18 protein-coding genes are annotated in these 16,886 nt (G+C 39.5%); 9 read left to right on the top strand and 9 right to left on the bottom strand.

Annotated features, from left to right (window positions below; genetic code table 11):
• The first annotated feature begins 65 nt into the window (after positions 1–65).
• The 4 genes from ACGHEH_RS20635 (at position 66) to ACGHEH_RS20620 (ending at position 3,287) form a co-directional block, all read left to right on the top strand.
• On the top strand, positions 66–665 hold the full coding sequence (locus tag ACGHEH_RS20635) for a GNAT family N-acetyltransferase (RefSeq protein ID WP_390449346.1): 600 nt from the start codon (positions 66–68) through the stop codon (positions 663–665).
• Positions 666–1,100: 435 nt separating this feature from the next.
• Entirely contained in the window at positions 1,101–1,892 is a 792-nt protein-coding gene (locus tag ACGHEH_RS20630; protein ID WP_390449343.1) for a PAS domain-containing protein, read from the top strand.
• Between the two features lie 39 nt (positions 1,893–1,931).
• Positions 1,932–2,537: a methyl-accepting chemotaxis protein gene (locus ACGHEH_RS20625; protein WP_390449340.1), complete on the top strand. Its 606-nt coding sequence runs from the start codon at positions 1,932–1,934 to the stop codon at positions 2,535–2,537.
• 291 nt (positions 2,538–2,828) lie between these two features.
• A complete protein-coding gene (locus tag ACGHEH_RS20620) occupies positions 2,829–3,287 on the top strand; it encodes a hypothetical protein (protein ID WP_390449338.1) in 459 nt (152 codons plus the stop codon).
• Positions 3,288–3,318: 31 nt separating this feature from the next.
• Here ACGHEH_RS20620 and ACGHEH_RS20615 read toward each other — a convergent pair whose 3' ends face one another.
• The 7 genes from ACGHEH_RS20615 to ACGHEH_RS20585 all read right to left on the bottom strand — a co-directional run bounded on the left by ACGHEH_RS20615 (position 3,319) and on the right by ACGHEH_RS20585 (position 8,132).
• Positions 3,319–3,576 carry a DUF2999 family protein gene (locus ACGHEH_RS20615; protein ID WP_390449335.1) on the bottom strand — a complete coding sequence of 86 codons (258 nt, stop codon included), beginning with the start codon at positions 3,574–3,576 and terminating at the stop codon, positions 3,319–3,321.
• 56 nt (positions 3,577–3,632) lie between these two features.
• Positions 3,633–4,352, bottom strand: coding sequence for a substrate-binding periplasmic protein (locus tag ACGHEH_RS20610; RefSeq protein WP_390449332.1), 720 nt, complete (start codon positions 4,350–4,352; stop codon positions 3,633–3,635).
• Positions 4,353–4,379: 27 nt separating this feature from the next.
• Complete coding sequence (locus tag ACGHEH_RS20605) at positions 4,380–4,694, bottom strand: hypothetical protein (protein ID WP_390449329.1); 315 nt, start codon at positions 4,692–4,694, stop codon at positions 4,380–4,382.
• Between the two features lie 5 nt (positions 4,695–4,699).
• Entirely contained in the window at positions 4,700–5,158 is a 459-nt protein-coding gene (locus ACGHEH_RS20600; protein ID WP_390449326.1) for a nuclear transport factor 2 family protein, read from the bottom strand.
• A 65-nt stretch (positions 5,159–5,223) separates the two neighbouring features.
• Positions 5,224–5,964 carry a ferredoxin--NADP reductase gene (locus tag ACGHEH_RS20595; RefSeq protein WP_390449322.1) on the bottom strand — a complete coding sequence of 247 codons (741 nt, stop codon included), beginning with the start codon at positions 5,962–5,964 and terminating at the stop codon, positions 5,224–5,226.
• 238 nt (positions 5,965–6,202) lie between these two features.
• Positions 6,203–6,904, bottom strand: a complete 702-nt coding sequence (gene deoD / locus ACGHEH_RS20590; protein WP_390449319.1) for a purine-nucleoside phosphorylase — start codon at positions 6,902–6,904, stop codon at positions 6,203–6,205.
• A 13-nt stretch (positions 6,905–6,917) separates the two neighbouring features.
• Positions 6,918–8,132 carry a phosphopentomutase gene (locus ACGHEH_RS20585; RefSeq protein ID WP_390449316.1) on the bottom strand — a complete coding sequence of 405 codons (1,215 nt, stop codon included), beginning with the start codon at positions 8,130–8,132 and terminating at the stop codon, positions 6,918–6,920.
• A gap of 295 nt (positions 8,133–8,427) precedes the next feature.
• On the opposite strand from ACGHEH_RS20585, the gene udk reads away from it, so the two are divergent.
• Both udk and ACGHEH_RS20575 read left to right on the top strand, forming a co-directional pair.
• The gene (gene udk, locus ACGHEH_RS20580) at positions 8,428–9,057 is read left to right on the top strand and encodes a uridine kinase (RefSeq protein ID WP_058032252.1); all 630 of its coding nucleotides are present in this window, start codon (positions 8,428–8,430) and stop codon (positions 9,055–9,057) included.
• A 15-nt stretch (positions 9,058–9,072) separates the two neighbouring features.
• Positions 9,073–10,299, top strand: coding sequence for a NupC/NupG family nucleoside CNT transporter (locus ACGHEH_RS20575; RefSeq protein ID WP_138567470.1), 1,227 nt, complete (start codon positions 9,073–9,075; stop codon positions 10,297–10,299).
• Positions 10,300–10,494: 195 nt separating this feature from the next.
• Here the strand turns inward: ACGHEH_RS20575 and ACGHEH_RS20570 are convergent, their stop codons facing one another.
• Together ACGHEH_RS20570 and ACGHEH_RS20565 are read right to left on the bottom strand one after the other, a co-directional pair.
• Positions 10,495–10,914, bottom strand: a complete 420-nt coding sequence (locus tag ACGHEH_RS20570; protein WP_390449313.1) for an NUDIX hydrolase — start codon at positions 10,912–10,914, stop codon at positions 10,495–10,497.
• 93 nt (positions 10,915–11,007) lie between these two features.
• On the bottom strand, positions 11,008–12,288 hold the full coding sequence (locus ACGHEH_RS20565) for an RsmB/NOP family class I SAM-dependent RNA methyltransferase (RefSeq protein WP_390449310.1): 1,281 nt from the start codon (positions 12,286–12,288) through the stop codon (positions 11,008–11,010).
• A gap of 107 nt (positions 12,289–12,395) precedes the next feature.
• Here ACGHEH_RS20565 and ACGHEH_RS20560 point away from each other — a divergent pair, with 107 nt between their 5' ends.
• From ACGHEH_RS20560 to ACGHEH_RS20550, 3 genes are all read left to right on the top strand, one after another.
• Positions 12,396–13,781 carry an FG-GAP repeat domain-containing protein gene (locus ACGHEH_RS20560; protein WP_390449307.1) on the top strand — a complete coding sequence of 462 codons (1,386 nt, stop codon included), beginning with the start codon at positions 12,396–12,398 and terminating at the stop codon, positions 13,779–13,781.
• Positions 13,782–14,137: 356 nt separating this feature from the next.
• Positions 14,138–16,015, top strand: coding sequence for a hypothetical protein (locus tag ACGHEH_RS20555; protein WP_390449304.1), 1,878 nt, complete (start codon positions 14,138–14,140; stop codon positions 16,013–16,015).
• Between the two features lie 310 nt (positions 16,016–16,325).
• On the top strand, positions 16,326–16,883 hold the full coding sequence (locus ACGHEH_RS20550; RefSeq protein ID WP_349287898.1) for a GNAT family N-acetyltransferase: 558 nt from the start codon (positions 16,326–16,328) through the stop codon (positions 16,881–16,883).
• Positions 16,884–16,886: the final 3 nt, after the last annotated feature.

Genomic DNA, 16,886 nt, shown 5'->3' with positions numbered 1-16,886 from the left:
ATTTATTAGACCTAAGAACAGCTAACTTGCCTTAAAGAACATAGAGACTGTCAGGAATTGCGAAGATGTTAAAACCCATATCATTAGAGACCGAGAAAGTTAAGCTCACGCCATTAACTGAAAATCATCTAGACGCCCTCTTTAAAGCAGGCAGTCACCCAGATATTTGGCAATGGGTGTTTAACAACTATTGTGAGAGCGAGGAAAAATTAGCTCTGTGGTTTAAAAACACCGCACAATTCATCCAGAATGAACAAATTGTCATGGCAATCATAGATAAAGCCTACGGTACTGTCGTTGGCACAACACGGTTATTTCGACTTGATACACACAATCATAGTGTTGAAATAGGTCATACATTCATTGCTAAGTCAGCACAAAAAACCTATGTAAATACCCATGCAAAATATCTACTACTCAGCCATGCCTTTGAGGATTTAAACTTAGTGAGAGTCACCTTTTGTACACATGAAAATAATAAGGTCTCAAGAAATGCAATTACACGTCTTGGTGCCAGGTTTGAAGGGTTAGCATACAAACAACGAAAACTACCTGACGGTAATTTTAGAAATACTGCTATTTTCAGTATCACTGACGATCAATGGCCAGATATAAAAGCTAAGTTAACGAAACGAATGCAAGCAACTGAAACTGCACAAAACTAAAACAATTTAATTGATTTAACACAATAATAAGGGAGTATTGGGTGTGTTGACCTTTGCTGTGTGTTTTTGCAGCTGTGAGTTGGATGTTTAGGCAAGGCAGAGGCTGCATAGCATAGTTATTCTATGTAAGTCAGCCGATAACGCCGAATAAATATTCAACTCGCGCTGCTCGAAGAGTTCAACCAAAGGCTTCCACTACTTTGTCATTCGTCACTCACATAAATCATTATGCTTCGTAACTCATTTCGCGTATTGAAAGCCTTTGATTTGAACAAAATTCATACCTCAAAGATAAACACACCCAAGATTAATTAACTCCTTCTGATCTTCATCAAATCAGCTCTAAATTAAGTCAGTTATCTAGGTTATTTTGTTTATAAATCAACCTTATTTGACTATATTGCCCGTCTTGCATTAACAGGATGGAATGCCAGTATGAGTTCACGGCACACTCAAGAAATAACACTAACAAAAGAAACCGTTCTACTTTCAACTACAGATCCCAATAGCAGGATCACCTATGCTAATGAGGCTTTTTGTGATGTCTCTGGTTTTAGCACCACAGAAATGTATGGTCAGCCACACAACTTGGTGCGCCACAATGATATGCCTAAAGCAGCTTTTGCAAATATGTGGGACACAATTCAAGATGGTAACTCCTGGATGGGCCCAGTTAAAAACAAAAGCAAAGATGGCCGGTTTTATTGGGTGAATGCCTTTGTGACGCCTATAAAAAATGAGCAGGGTAAAATCATTGAATACCAATCCGTCAGAACCCATTTAGATGACAAAGTTAAAAAGCGTGCTGAACGCGCATACCAAAAAATACAAGCAGGTCAGGTCGCCAACCGCTATTACGATAGCACTAAATGGATAAGTTTTGGTTTGATGACATCATGCGCTATTGCTTTTATGTCATTAGCCCTCACCTTTTCATCTGCCATTTTGACGCTCGCTATTTTGCTGATGTTAACTTCGTACATGCAATTGAGATGGCGTAAACGTTACCTTTATACCCTCAAAGAGGCCAAAGCAGCATATGACAACCCCCTTATGTCATTCTTGTATTCAGGGCATAACGATGCCGTTGGTTCATTATCTTTAGCAATAAAAATGCAGCAAGCCAAGGTCAGAGCAGTTGTTGGACGGGTCAATGATGAATCTCTTAGGGTAAATATTAACGCACAAAAAAATACGCAAAGTGGACAACAAGTCTCAGAGCTATAAAAAAAACAAAATAATGAAGTTCAACAAATGGTGCAATGCATGCAAGACTTTACCGTCACCATCGAAGAGTTGAATACGAATGTAGAACGAGCCTCACGCGCTGCAATGGCTTCAGAGCAACACACTCAAGATGGTAAATCATCGGTAGATAAAGTTATTGATGCCATACATCATTTAGATGAGCATTTAGCTGAAGTTAACCAAGCCGTATCTAGATTGGTTGCTGGAAATGAGAAAATCCATGGCATTTTGAATGTCATCAATTCAATTGCTGAGCAAACTAACTTGCTGGCATTAAATGCCGCGATTGAAGCAGCAAGAGCCGGCGATCATGGAAGAGGTTTTTCTGTTGTCGCTGATGAAGTAAGAGCCTTGGCTCAAAAGACTCAAGTATCAACAGAAGAAATAACCCAGCTAATCCAAGAGTTGAATGATGTCTCACAAAGTGCTGTCAGCTCGATGGACCAAGGAAACCTTTTGTCTAACACCAGTGTGGAGCTTGCAAGTAAGAATGGTGAAAGCCTATCGACCATTCAGTCCCATGTTACCAAACTGGCTGATCTGAACCGTTCATTTGCAGCCGCAATAGAACAGCAATCCGTGGTCATTAAACAAATCAACCTCAATGTTGAGAGTGTTAGTTAACTGGCCGACTTAGGAGGGCAACATGGTCAGCATTCTCATAATTTAAGCCAAGAGCTATTAAGCCAAATCGAGCAGCAAACCAAACTCATCCAGCAATTTTGCTAACATCAAGTTGCGTGACTTAAGTCACGCAGCGCCCACCAACTGAGTGATTTTTGTACTGCATTATTTACAAATCATAAAACGCGAGATCTAAATGTTGACCAAATACTTTATTTAAAGCCTCCTCAGAGCGATCGCTTCACTGTTTTCAGCGTAATGACTTGTACAAACTCAAGCGAGGCCAATACCATGCTGTACTATTTAATTACCAGTCAAAACTACAAAACCTTTAGAAACATTGAAGATAAAGTAAAAGGATTTGCCTACGTTGAGGACATTACTCACCTATGTAACCACGAACCACATCCTTGGCATATCTGGCTAACAAACAAGGTCGCGCAACTCATTAAAGCTGAATCATTATTTGCTCTGCTGGTCGTCATTTCTGTATTTATTGCAGCTTCTGTGACTAACTTTTCTACTGGTCTATTTGTGATTGCAGGAGTAGTTGTTGTGCTATTTAGTATCTGGGTTTGCGGTTTAATTGGCATCGAGCAAGTTTCTCATTATGTATCATGCCAAGATATGCTTAAAGATAAAGAAGATGCACTTACGATGTACATTGAAGCACAAGAAGAGAATAAGGAAAGAATTGAAAACATATTAAACTCTGAAAGAGAGCTTAACTTGTACAAAGTGAACATATGATTTAAGCGGGACGAGTCCCGCTTATGAAAGTTTATTGCTGGTTAGACAGCTTTTCTTTTGCAGCTTCTACTTTTGCAAAATCTAAACCTAATTCTTCTACAGCTTCTTTAATCAGACCTGGGTTTTGCATGACTAGGCCCATTAACTGCTGAAGCTTTTCTTGAGGAATACCTAGTTGTTGCACAACACCCATCGCCATAAGTGGATTTTCTGTTAGCGCTTCAAATAACTGGTTAATTTGCTCATCAGCAATATTGTGTTCTTTAAGTATGGCTATAATTGGATTCATAATTTATTACTCAGAATTAGTTTACAACGCTTTATGTATAGGCAAAATCACTGGTTTCAACTCTCATCGTGAATTTTATTATATTTATCAAGCGCTGCTTGTACACGCTTGACTAAGTCTTTGTCAGTCTTAAGGCTAAATGCCATGCAAGCCCGGCGGTTATCTATTTCTTTTACTTCAATGACTTTTCTGAGCATAGAGTAATCATATCCGAGCTCTTTCATCCTTTCAGAGGCGGTGTATTCAGTTTGAAGAATAAAATCGACTCGACCTGCCACTAACTTTCGAGGGCTTGAGCCGGGATCTGAGGTTAAATCTAAATTTAAACCTGGCTTAAAACCTGCGTCTGTCAGATACCCTTCACTTACGCTACCGCGCACGATTGAAATCAAATAGTCTTTAGCATCTTCGAGAGAATTAAGTTGAATATCATTTCTTTTCTTTAAAGCAAATAAATATTCTTTAACGGGGGCCATCAAAGGGCAAACCCATTGAAATTGACTTTCTCGTTCTGGAGTACGATAAATTGAATATATCATGGTGTTGGCTTGAGTCTTAGCCAAATGCATAGAACGCAACCATGGATAGCTTGTAATTTTATATTCAACACCAGCATCAGACAAAACAGCTCTCACTTTGTCTGTAGAGCGACCTACAAGCTGCCCTTCAGCATTTGTATAGTTATAGGGTAACCACTCTTCAGTCACGACTTGAAGCGTTTCAGATGCATATACCTTAATACTTAATAAAAAGGCTAGATAAAGAAAAAGTTTCATTTATTCCTCAAGGCAAGTAATGGTGACTCACCTATCAAAAAAAGCATCAACTGCGAATGCGATTAACTCATCAACTTGAGATTCAAACTCTTCAAGCGGCTTTTCAATTTTTTGAAAATAGCTATCAATTTGTCCTTGGGTGAGTTTTCGATTTAATAAAGAGTACTCTTTTTCATCGAGTAATTTGTCATACCTTGGCACAAAAGAAAAAATAGCATAACTGGGAGGCGGTATTTTCTTTACTGCAAATTGGCAAAACTCTTCGATGTAATCGATACCATCAGGACCCAAACAACCGGGTTCAACGCGGTAAAGAAGTTGGATCCTCATGTCTTTACTCATTTTATTTACCTAAAAAATACCACCTTTTTAATTTTTCCCTTTTCAATCTGGTAGCTAGTTACAAACTCAGAACGTTTATCAACTACACCTGCTTGCTGAGTACAAATTTCTGAGCTTTCATGATCAATAACAATGCTGCCATGCACAATTCGCTTAAGCGATTTTGCATTTAAGCATTTCATTTTTTTAAACATCAAACCATATCGCTTGATTAAATCTTCTTTACCCGTAAACATGAGTTTTTGTGGGTACATGTAGAACTCTACATCATCAGCATATAAAGCCAAGAATGATTTAATGTTTTGTTGATTATAGGCAACAATTAACTCATCTATTACTTTTTCAGCTGCTTTTTCTTCTGCTGTTTTAATGTTGTTTAGTTCAGCCGCCTTCTCTTCAAAGGCTGGGTTTGCGTTAATAGCAAATGAAAAAAAGAACATAGTGATAAAACTAAAAACTCTCATAAGTACCTAATAAAAATACAGCATAAACTTGTGCACCTTAGCAAATCTCAGTCTTTTTTCATAGCTTACCAGTATTGTTCGACCGATATATGACCAGGTTCAGAACGTCGGTGTCTTTTATAACCTAGCGTTTGGAGAAGTTGCGCTAAGTCTTTTACCATGTCTGGATTTCCACAAATCATAAAATGAGAATCTTCAGGTAAACGTTCATGCTTGAAAAGCTGTGCTATTTCATTGTTTCGAATTAAGTCTGTAATCCTGCCTCTTAGCCCCTTTTCTGGCATTTCTCGGGTAACTAGGGGTAAGTAAATAAATTGTTTAAACAGCTTTTGGTGTGCATGTATAAAGTCTTGGTAGGTTAAATCTGTATTAAACCTGACACTATGTATAAGTACGACTTGTTGATATTTATCCCACACCTTACCGTCAGCCAAAATAGACAAAAAAGGACCAATTCCTGTGCCTGACGCTATCATCCAGAGGATCTCTCGCTTAGGTGACTCTTCAATAGTTAAAAAGCCGTTTGCTTTTGCCTCAACATCAATGCTGCCACCCGCTTCTAGTTCAGCAAGACCTGATGTCAACTTGCCACCTTCAACCTCTGTCAGGTAAAACTCAAGTACAGGATCTTTCGGTGCATTAACATATGAGTAAGCTCTAGCAATTCTTTTATCACCAATTGTCATCGCTAACTTGGTAAACTGGCCTGCTTGAAAAGGGGCCACATCTGCAGCAACCTTGATGGTAAAAAGTGTTGGCGTCCACCAATTTACTTCCGTGATTTTTCCACTGACCCATTGAGACATATAAAAGCTCTGTTTATTTCACACTCTATAACTGTGGCAGATAGCACCGATATGTCAAAAATCTCAGCAGTTCATAAATTTTAGGCAAAAAAAAGCCACACTATTCAGTGCGGCCTTTTGGGGTGTGATTCGCTTTCATTTTGGGCGTGTCTCCAAAAATCAGCGATTACGTTACCAAGGAACTTTTTTGCTCAAAACCTAAGAGCAAATAACAACTTAAAACTCTGTATAAAGATCGTTAGATCGACTCTAAAGCAATCTTAACCATTTCATTAAATGTGCTCTGTCTTTCTTCAGCTGGTGTCGCTTCACCTGTGATCACGTGATCACTAACTGTGAATAATGCCATTGCTTTGGCACCGTATTCAGCGGCAACGCCATACATACCAGCCGTTTCCATATCAACCGCTAATACACCAAGCTTGTCTAACTCTTCATAAAAAGAGCCGTCAGCTTGGTAAAAAGTATCTGTTGTGAATACGTTACCAACTTTTGCTTCAATACCTAGTTTACGCGCTGCGTTAACACCGTTCTCTAATAGACCGAAATCAGCAATAGCCGCAAAGTCATAGCCGCGTACTCGAGCACGGTTTACATTTGAATCTGTACTTGCACCTTGTGCAAAAATAACATCACGGATTTTAGTGTCTTGACTAATGCCACCACATGTACCGATGCGAATAAGGTTCTTAACACCGTAGCTAACAACGAGCTCACGGGCATAAATAGACATTGACGGAATACCCATACCAGAACCCATGATGCTTACAGGTTTACCATTGTATGTGCCTGTAAAACCAAACATGTTACGAACACCTGTAACTTGGCGAGCGTCTTCAAGGAAGTTTTCTGCAATATATTTAGCGCGTAAAGGGTCACCGGGCATTAATACCGTTTCAGCAAAATCACCATTGTTCGCATTGATATGAGGAGTACTCATTCTCTTTTCCTTCTTACGCCTTGATCAGGTCGTCAGCAAAGCTGTCGCCGTAGTCAAGTGTTGATAAATTAAACCACTGGGCAAGGGTTTGACCTATGTCAGCAAAACTTTGTCGTTCGCCGAGTGCGATATTGTCAATCCCCGGTGTATAAGCCAGTACTGGTACATATTCACGTGTATGATCTGTACCTGGTGCTGTTGGATCGCAGCCGTGATCTGCCGTAATAATTAATAAATCATCTTTTTGTAATTTATTAAGTATCGTTGGTAGGAAATCATCGAATTGCTTTAGCGCTTCGGCATAACCTACTGCATTACGTCTGTGACCAAATTTTTCGTCAAAATCCACAAGGTTAGTGAAAATCAAACTGTGATCAGGGGCGCTGTCGATGATTTCAGAGGTTTTCTCTAGTAAATTCATCAAACCTGGCGCTTTATGCTTCTGAGTAATGCCTTGGTGGGCATAAATATCAGAAATTTTACCAATACTGATCACTTCACCACCATCTTGCGACAACTTATCTAATAATGTTGGTGCAGGAGGTAGAACAGAGTAATCTCTACGATTACCTGTGCGAATAAAGTCGGCACTCGAAGTGCCTATAAATGGCCGCGCAATCACTCGCCCTATGTTCATATCATCAAGCAGTGCCCGTGCGATTTCACATACTTGATAAAGCTTGTCAAGGCCGAATGATTGCTCGTGTGCGGCTATTTGGAACACACTATCAACTGAGGTATAACAAATTGGCATGCCCGTTTTTACATGCTCTTCACCCAGTTGTTCTAAAATAACGGTACCTGAACCGTAGCAGTTACCTAAAATTCCTGGAATTTCAGCGCGTTTGCACAGTTCAGCAACAAATTCTTCAGGGAAGCAAGGTTGTGTATTAGGGAAATAGCCCCAATCAAATAACACAGGTACACCCGCCATTTCCCAATGACCAGATGGCGTATCTTTACCACTTGAAAGCTCTTTTGCATAACCCCAAGCTGCCTTTGGCGCTGAGCGTTCTGCCACTTCACACGCTTCTTTACCCGCTGCTTCGCAAGCGTCTACTAAACCAAGTTTAGTTAAGTTAGGTAAAGGGAGAGCTTCTCCTTTACCTTCTTTATATGCAGCTAAAAGGTGCGCAAGGGTATTTGCTCCTAAGTCTCCAAATTGTTCTGCATCTGGAGCGGCACCTACGCCTAAGCTGTCTGCCATAAGGATAATTGCTCTTGCCATAATTTACCTCTTAACTTATGCCAATCTGGAGAATAAATAATTGCCTCCGAATCAGTGTTGGATACTTTAATAGTTGGTTAACAACAGCGTACAGGACATAAGTCCGCTTTTAAAACTAGACGCCAATTGTCACGAAAATGTCATAAAAGTCCTGTTTTTAGCAAGCGGACATAAGTCCTGTCGCAGAAATATCAAAATCGTTAAATTTGCTCCCTAAGCGAAGCAAAAGAGATTATTCGTGTCTTTTTTGCTATTGTGATCTTCCGAGTGAATCAACAGTTGGGTGTGAACTTTAGTGACACGAACAATTATAGCTATTGCTGGTGCATCTGCATCTGGCAAATCTCTTTTTACGCAAACTATTTATAACGAGCTTGTAAATGAGCTAGAAGATGGTTCTATTGCCATCATCGAAGAAGATGCCTATTACAAAGATCAATCGCATTTACCGTTTGAGCATAGAACACAAACAAACTATGACCATCCGGATGCATTTGAACATGAGCTTCTTAAATCGCATTTAGAGCAATTAAGATCTGGTCAGTCTGTAGAAGTACCTAGCTACGACTATGCACAGCATACTCGTAGTAAAGAAACTCGTCAGGTTAACCCTGCGAAAATATTAATTGTTGAAGGCATTTTATTACTCAGCGACCCTGAGTTATGTAAAGAGTTTGATATAAAAGTATTTATTGATACGCCTCTTGATATTTGTTTACTGCGTCGTACGCAGCGAGACATCGAGCAGCGAGGCCGAACACTACAATCTGTTGTGGAGCAGTATCAAGCAACGGTAAGACCCATGTTCTATCAATTTATAGAACCATCTAAACATTCAGCTGATTTAGTGGTTACACGCGGAGGTATGAATCGCGTGGCGATTGATATAATCAAAAGCAAGATAAAATATTTGCTACAAGAATAAAAACGGGAATTTACCATGACAACAATAATGAGCCTAGTGGGCATGATGGCCCTGCTGGGTATTGCATTTGCAGCGTCAACGAATCGCAAAGCTATCAATTTGCGTACTGTTGGGGTGGCGTTTGCACTACAGCTTTTTATAGGTGGTTTTGTACTATTTGTAGAGGCTGGCAGAAACATACTTGACCAATTATCAAGCAAAGTATCAGCAGTAATTGGTTATGCAGGAGACGGTATCGAGTTTTTATTCGGCTCTCTTGCAAAAAGTGACAGTAATATTGGTTTTATTTTTGCGATCCAAGTATTACCGGTCATCGTATTTTTCTCTGCGTTAGTCGCAGTACTTTATCACCTAGGCATAATGACTTGGGTCATTAAAATTCTAGGTGGTGGCTTACAAAAATTGCTTAAAACGTCTCGTCCGGAGTCGCTTTCAGCAACAGCTAATATCTTTGTTGGACAAACGGAAGCACCTTTAATTGTAAAACCGTTTATCCCAAGCATGACGAAATCAGAGTTATTTGCTGTGATGGTAGGTGGCCTCGCAACCGTAGCTGGTTCTGTTATGGCAGGTTACGTTGCTATTGGTGTAGAGCTTAAATATTTAATTGCTGCCAGCTTTATGGCTGCACCAGGTGGTTTCTTAATGGCAAAAATGATAGTGCCAGAGACAGAAACTCCAAAACAAGATTTGTCAGATGTTATTTCTGATGAAGAAAAACCTGTAAACGTAATTGATGCAGCAGCATCAGGTGCGTCAAGCGGTATGCATTTAGCACTTAACGTAGGTGCTATGTTACTTGCATTCGTTGCCTTGATTGCATTATTAAATGGTTTGTTAGGTGGAATTGGTGCTTGGTTTGACCATCCAACTCTAACATTACAAGAGATTTTAGGTTACGTATTCGCACCAGTTGCATGGTTACTTGGTGTACCTTGGAGCGAAGCTGTAACGGCCGGTAGTTTTATCGGACAAAAGCTAGTAGTTAACGAATTCGTTGCTTATCTAGACTTTATGAATTATCGAGAAGGGTTAAGTGCACATACACAAGCAATTGTCACATTTGCGTTATGTGGATTTGCTAACCTTTCATCGATTGCAATCTTACTAGGCGGACTTGGCGGTATGGCGCCGAGTCGAAGAAAGGATATCGCACGCTTAGGGCTCAGGGCGGTTTTAGCAGGGTCAATGGCTAACCTAATGAGCGCCGCAATTGCAGGGTTTTTCCTCTCGCTAGCTTAGAAACTTAACGAGACTTCCCTAAAATTTGCAAAACAATTGGTTGGTTGCTTTAAGGGGTTAAAGTAACCACACTAACTTGAACGATACTTCACCAAAGGGCCTTTATGGCCCTTTTATCGTTTCTGGAGCAAGCTATTCTTTAAGTGAAATTTTTTAATGAAAATATGCCCCGACTCCTCTGTTATCTTACTTAGATTATTTCTTTTCAATTAACGCCTGTAACTTACCCTGCTTTAAAAAATTTTCTAATGACAAGAACAGCGGTTTTGGCAGTTCATCTAAGGCGAACCATTGCCAACCTAGGCACTTATTTGGCTCCATGATTTCAGGCTCTCTTTCTACACCATTTGCCACCACATACAAAGTCACATAATGTTTATTTAATGGATTAAAAACATCGTTAGAAAAACCTAACTGACTTACGTCAGAAACTTTCAAACCAGTCTCTTCTAACGTCTCTCTGATTGCACAAGCCGCTATTTCTTCGCCCATTTCTAGATGACCACCTGGTGTGGCCCACGTATTCGCTCCATGAGAGCCGATACGTTCACCGAGTAGAATTTTACCATCGCGAATAATGACAACTGCGACACCCACTCGAACATGTTCTGACATAATATTTGCCTTAATTTTTATTTTATTAAACACAAAAAAAGCCGCTTAATCGCGGCTCTTTAAAGATAACCTGAGCTCAGGTTAGATAGTTTTTTAAATTTCTTTCTTTGTTAATACAGCGGCATAAAAACCATCGTACTCGGAGTTTATTCCCGGTTGTAAGTTTAATTCTTCTAGTAATTCAAAGTTTGGATTGTTTTCAAGGAATGCCTGCACTTGCTGTTGGTTTTCACTCGGAAAAATAGAGCAAGTCGCATACACAAGCTTTCCGCCGACTTTACACATCTGGCTGTAACGCTGCAGAATTTCGGCTTGCAAATTGATCAGAGTATCAATATTTTCAGGTTGTAAATGCCATTTTGCGTCTGGATTACGGCGCAGAACCCCCGTTCCAGAGCAAGGCACATCTAACAACACGCGATCAAACTTTTCTTTTAAGCGCTTAATGGTTTTACTGTTTTTGATTAAACGCGTTTCTAGCATGTGCACACCCGCACGTTTAGCACGTTTTTTAAGAGCATCTAGCTTATGTTGGTGAATGTCCATCGATAAGATGTAGCCTTTATTTTGCATCAGGTTAGCAAGGTGTAAGCTCTTACCACCCGCGCCAGCACACGCATCAACAACGCGCTGACCCGGTTTTACATCGAGTAATGGTGCGATCTGCTGGGAACCCGCATCTTGCATTTCAAACCAGCCTTTACTGAACGCATCTGATTTAAATAAGTAGCCGTATTCCTCAACTTCTAAACAGTTGTCTTGCTCGTGTACTTTGGTGATTGATTGGCTTTTTTTCAAAGACGTTTGTAACGTTTCAGCGTCAGTCTTCAAGGTATTTACACGTAAGTAAGGTTTCGCAGGTACGTTCAGTGCCTGTGCGATATTAACCCAATCATCACCAAGCTCTTGCTCAGCGCGTTGCCAAAGCCAGTCAGGGTAACTTTGTTGCTCTGCAGGCGAGGCTTCATCAAGGTTTGCTTTTAATATCTCAACATCTAAACCTGCAAACTCAGACCAATTTGGTGACTCTACGCCATTTAACAGCTGATAAGCTTCAAAGTGTAGCCACGGCCAATTCTCATCTGAGGTATCGATATCAAGTGCCGTATTAAGCTGGCGATGATAACGGATCAGTTCATAGCAATGCTGCACATAATAAGCTTTGGTTGCTTGATTCCAAAAAGCTTGGTTGGCAAGACCAGCTTCTATTGCTTTATCAGCGTACTGCTCTGTTTCAAAAACTTGTTTAATACAGCTAATAATGGCTTCAACACATTGGCTATCGTTTAACACTCGCCTAACTCCTAAATTCAATAACGACGCGGATTGTAGCTGATTTTCAGATAAGCGACGAGCACTATCCACATAAAACATGTAGGGTGCTCATTACATTTGCAACAGTTCATTACAAATTCGAACTTGTTTGCTCTGCAATTAAATCTAAGATAGGACCACACCAAGTTCGAGGAAAGGAATTTAAAATGAAACACACGCTTTTATTGATGGCAACTCTAGGCGCATCTTATTCAGCAATGGCAGCAAAAGACATTCCAATAAAAACCAATCGCAGCCTGATTGAAACTAAAAGCCCGATTATGTTTGCCTATCATGATGAAGACGCCAATTTAGCTGAGCTTAATCTTGAAAGCATGGAATTTACCAAGCTCGAACTGCCAAAAGATACTTTTGGTTTTGATTACGGCAAGCTTGCGGGATCATCTAAAATCACCGCTTTTGTGATGAATAAAGAAGGTATTTTTGCTGTCGATAAACAGGGCGCTAAAAAGGTGCTTTCAACCAATGCACTGCTTTCTAAACTAGAATTCGACGAGTTCGAGAAAATCAATTTTATTAGCGACATTAATAATGATGGTCTGAGCGACATTGTTCTGCCTGACTTAACTCACTCAGAGATTTACATTCAAAACCCTGACAGCAGCTTTACTGAGCACACATTCAGCACTGAGCCTAAATTTTCGGGTAATTTTAGCAGTGGTAAATTGCGTCTAGACATTGACTTAACCATGGTGCCTAAAGTATTCGACATAAACCAAGATGGGTTTAATGATTTAGTGTTTCATGATAGAGAAAAAATCGATGTACTTTATGCCGATAAAACAGGCTATGAAAACGCGCTTAAACCATTAAAACTCCCTGTTGAGACGGGCAAACTTGATGACGTTGAAGCGAATCGCCGCATTGCGAAATTACTCGATATCAACAATGACGGTAGACTCGACCTTGTCACGCGTTATGCACCAATTGTTGAAGGCATGGACTCGCTCGATGTTGAACTCACCTTTCAGGTATTCTACGGACAAAAAGATGGTCAATTTTCAGCAACCCCGTTAACTTTGCCTAAGGCGTCTGGCACCAGCCGTTTTGAGTTCGATAATGATTTTAACGGCGATGGTAAAAGTGAATTACAAAAGTTTCATGTCGACTTTGGCCTAGGCACCATCGCTTCTATGGCACTGGGCGGCGGTAGCACTGATGTTGATGTAGAGATCAGTTTTTATGCGCAAAAGCCTGACGGCACTTTTTCTGAAGAACCAGACTCTGAAAAAGAAGTTGAAATGGAAATTGGCATGAGCAGTGATGAAATGGCATTAACTTACTATGCCGGCGATATCAACGGCGATGGCAAGCAAGATGCCGTATTCAAAACTGGCAGTAAAACGCTCAGTGTTTACTATGGTAATGCAAAGACAGTACTAAACAAAAAGCGCGGGAAAATTAAACACAAGCTACCAGAAGATGGCAACGACATTAAGCTAGTCGACATCAATAATGATGGCAAACACGATTTTGTACTAAGATTTCAAGATGATGATGGGAATAGCAAAATAATCACACTGCTCAACTAAAGCAGCATTTAAAAGTGGCATTGTAATAATAGCTTTGCCACTTTCCCTTCCCGATGTAAACATAACTTTATTTTTTTGATAAAAACTATAAAAATATTCAAAACACCATTGATAATAAATAAATTATTAGGCAAAGTGTCTCCGATGTTTATTGTTCCGATCCACTTAATTTAGTGTTCTATTTTTGGCAAAGGGAAATTGTCAGTTACATGCGTATTACTAACTATTTAGTTTTATCTAAAAACCTATCCACGCTAGTCTCAGTTTAACTTCCCCCATCAATTGAATATTCCGGATTGGTATTAACCACATTCTAAAATTTTAGTACTAAAGAATTTTCAAAAAGGTGAATACTTATGGCTTTTGATTATGGCTCAATAGATCTTGGGCTCAAAAACCCCTTCAAATTAGAAGGCAAAGTGACAGCATTAAGAGGGGTAATTCAAACTCTCACAGGTATGACACTGCTATTTTTCGCAGCAGGCCTTGTAAAGGAAGATCAAATTTCGGGCTGGATTTTAATGCTATTTGGCATTGTTAATTTAGCTATTGGACTCAAAACTGCAGCATCAGGTATTTACTCTACTTTAAGATATTTTGTTGGAAGAAATCACCCGACTTCTCTTGCCTATAATTTTAGCAAATCAGAATCATCTACTGCTCACAGCGAAAAAAATGATGTAGCTTATCGAGCAAAAACGTTGGAAGAAATGTTGGTAGGAAGAAAGAACAGCACTTTTGTCGAACCAAAAGGTTTCATCGCAAGACTGCTCCATAGTCTCTTACCTAAACTACTATTCTTACCTTATCCCGTTAGAAATATGACGCAACGAATCTTCAATGCATGGATAAGTACGATTGTCGCTTTAGTGTCATACGCCCTGATCGCCTTCGTTTCTTTAACTGGTTTTGCTGGTGAAGTTGGTGAATTAGCCTTTCCTATTTACAGCTGTTTTTTAATGCTTTTAATTTTTCTTACTTGGCGCTCGGCTGGAAGACCTATTTCTAGAAAAGCAGAAAGTACGATTGAAACCTTAGGCACCGCAAGTTTTACCAAAATTATTGCCCTATCTATTGTTTTACCTTTAGTCATTGGGCTTGTTATGTCATTTTTAATGAACAAAACTGGGTTCTCGAAGCAAGATATTGAGCAATTTTTAAATCAACTTCCTTCTTTTAATTCAGGTCTGTACTTAATTGGTATTGTTGTATTTGCACTGATTGGCACAGCAATTATTGGCTCTATGATTAGCGCCCGTTTAAATAAGGTTGATCCTGTCACTGAAGTATCAGAATTACGAGAAAACTGGCAAGAATCTGTTCACCCGAACGAAATCTTTATCAATCTTGATAATTTAGTCATGGCTAACAGGCGCTACAGAGAGGTTCCTAATAGAGTTTATAAAGAGCTAGACCCTAAACTGCAAGAGCAAGTTGATGGTAAAGGTGCCTTTAATGGTGAAATGATACAAGAAGTACAACCCAAGTTTTCACCTATGAACTTAGGTAAAACATTCGAGCTATCTCGCTTGTTATCTTTATTATTCGGTAATATCTTTTTTATTATCACTCTAATCTTTAGTGTTTTATTAGCCTACCAAACAATTGATTTAGCTAAATTTGTTAGTAGTCAAAACATAAATAGCTTTGAAACAGCTTTCAATTCTGCAAACTTATCCACCTCGTCCCAGATGTTAATAAACATCGCTCAATTATTTTTAATAGGTGCGATATTTAAAGCCTTTGCTCGCCTTATGACTAATTCGGCCCATGTATTTTTTGCAGAAATGCAATTCGAGTCATTACTTGTATATTTCAAATGTGAAGGCACGTTTACCGAATCAAAGATTTCTACAGGTACAGGTATTCATGATTCAACTCGTTCAGAAAATACGCTAGTAAGAAGCAGCATCACACCTTGGATTATTGTTTCACGTATTGTGAGTTCAACATTCGCAGCGACAGGTTTAAAAAATTTAGAGCACCCAAGGCATATACTCGAGATGCACAAAGATGAATCGCAATTAGATGCTATAAAGCATGATATTTTGAGCTTCTTGAAAGATAGAGAGTCTATTGCTTCTATCACCAGTGAAAGAGATCTAGGAAATGCTTCACAGCTTTATCAGTTAAATCAGCAGACGAGAGCAATGAGCGGACAAAGTATTGCACATAAGCAAGATGAGGAAGCAGCCGGTTTTTTAAGAGCCGAACAGCCTGAAAGTGCAAAGTAACGTCTCTTTAATATAGGTTTGTCTGTCACTTTTACGAACAAACGTACAATTCGGGGGTGTCAAAGGCTATTAAGACGAAAATTGATTTTGATAGCCTGTTTCTTGTAATAATGGCAGGCTGTCAATAAATTTAAAACCTAACTTTCAGTAGGTGCGCGGTAAATATGCACACCAAGAAAAATTGCAATAGTTAAAAGCAGGTGTAAATTTGTGTCTGCTTTTTTCATGCAATTGATTCTAATATATACTTGTAGAACGAAAATTATTTCATTATCTTAAACAGTAGAAGAATAATAAATCGGTGATATACGTGCAGTATCTACCTCTCGAACACACGCATTTTCAAGATGTTATCTCACTGGCAAACATCGTTCATGGTGACAACTATATGGACGAGCAGAGCCTAACTAAAATGCATCAACAAGGTATCAAGCATGATATTAATGCCAGCTTTGTTGCAATAAATGAACAAAACGAGCTCGTCGGGTTTAGGCTAAGTTATGCCGCAGACCAATGGGACATTGATAAGTGGTGTAGCCCAAAACTCTGGCCTGTACTCCCTTCACAGATGGCATATTTCAAATGCATCGCAGTTTCTGAAAAAGCTCAAGGCCAAGGCATAGGCCCCAAATTACTTCATGCTTCTATTGTTGCTTTAAGACAGCAAGGTGCTTTGGCAGGTGTTGCGCATTTATGGAAACAAAGCCCAGGTAATGGCGCGGTGAAATATTTCACAAAAGCAGGCGGTGAGCTGATCAAGCTTCATGATAATCGCTGGACCGAGTTATGTGATACACAAGGTTATGTGTGTACAGTTTGTGAGAGCAGTTGTCAGTGCCAAGCGGCAGAAATGGCTTTACTTTTTTAAAGT

Source organism: Pseudoalteromonas sp. MTN2-4, from assembly GCF_042848605.1.
Lineage (GTDB): Bacteria > Pseudomonadota > Gammaproteobacteria > Enterobacterales > Alteromonadaceae > Pseudoalteromonas.
This window is presented reverse-complemented; position numbering and strand designations above follow the sequence as displayed.

Bases quoted from the DNA above. Each gene is read 5' to 3' on its own strand.
- deoD (WP_390449319.1), bottom strand. From the start codon at position 6,904: ATGAGTACTCCTCATATCAATGCGAACAATGGTGATTTTGCTGAAACG.
- ACGHEH_RS20610 (WP_390449332.1), bottom strand. From the start codon at position 4,352: ATGAAACTTTTTCTTTATCTAGCCTTTTTATTAAGTATTAAGGTATAT.
- ACGHEH_RS20560 (WP_390449307.1), top strand. From the start codon at position 12,396: ATGAAACACACGCTTTTATTGATGGCAACTCTAGGCGCATCTTATTCA.
- ACGHEH_RS20570 (WP_390449313.1), bottom strand. From the start codon at position 10,914: ATGTCAGAACATGTTCGAGTGGGTGTCGCAGTTGTCATTATTCGCGAT.
- ACGHEH_RS20595 (WP_390449322.1), bottom strand. From the start codon at position 5,964: ATGTCTCAATGGGTCAGTGGAAAAATCACGGAAGTAAATTGGTGGACG.
- ACGHEH_RS20600 (WP_390449326.1), bottom strand. From the start codon at position 5,158: ATGAGAGTTTTTAGTTTTATCACTATGTTCTTTTTTTCATTTGCTATT.
- ACGHEH_RS20605 (WP_390449329.1), bottom strand. From the start codon at position 4,694: ATGAGTAAAGACATGAGGATCCAACTTCTTTACCGCGTTGAACCCGGT.
- ACGHEH_RS20635 (WP_390449346.1), top strand. From the start codon at position 66: ATGTTAAAACCCATATCATTAGAGACCGAGAAAGTTAAGCTCACGCCA.
- ACGHEH_RS20615 (WP_390449335.1), bottom strand. From the start codon at position 3,576: ATGAATCCAATTATAGCCATACTTAAAGAACACAATATTGCTGATGAG.
- ACGHEH_RS20630 (WP_390449343.1), top strand. From the start codon at position 1,101: ATGAGTTCACGGCACACTCAAGAAATAACACTAACAAAAGAAACCGTT.
- ACGHEH_RS20625 (WP_390449340.1), top strand. From the start codon at position 1,932: ATGCAAGACTTTACCGTCACCATCGAAGAGTTGAATACGAATGTAGAA.
- ACGHEH_RS20565 (WP_390449310.1), bottom strand. From the start codon at position 12,288: ATGTTTTATGTGGATAGTGCTCGTCGCTTATCTGAAAATCAGCTACAA.
- ACGHEH_RS20620 (WP_390449338.1), top strand. From the start codon at position 2,829: ATGCTGTACTATTTAATTACCAGTCAAAACTACAAAACCTTTAGAAAC.
- ACGHEH_RS20555 (WP_390449304.1), top strand. From the start codon at position 14,138: ATGGCTTTTGATTATGGCTCAATAGATCTTGGGCTCAAAAACCCCTTC.
- ACGHEH_RS20575 (WP_138567470.1), top strand. From the start codon at position 9,073: ATGACAACAATAATGAGCCTAGTGGGCATGATGGCCCTGCTGGGTATT.
- ACGHEH_RS20585 (WP_390449316.1), bottom strand. From the start codon at position 8,132: ATGGCAAGAGCAATTATCCTTATGGCAGACAGCTTAGGCGTAGGTGCC.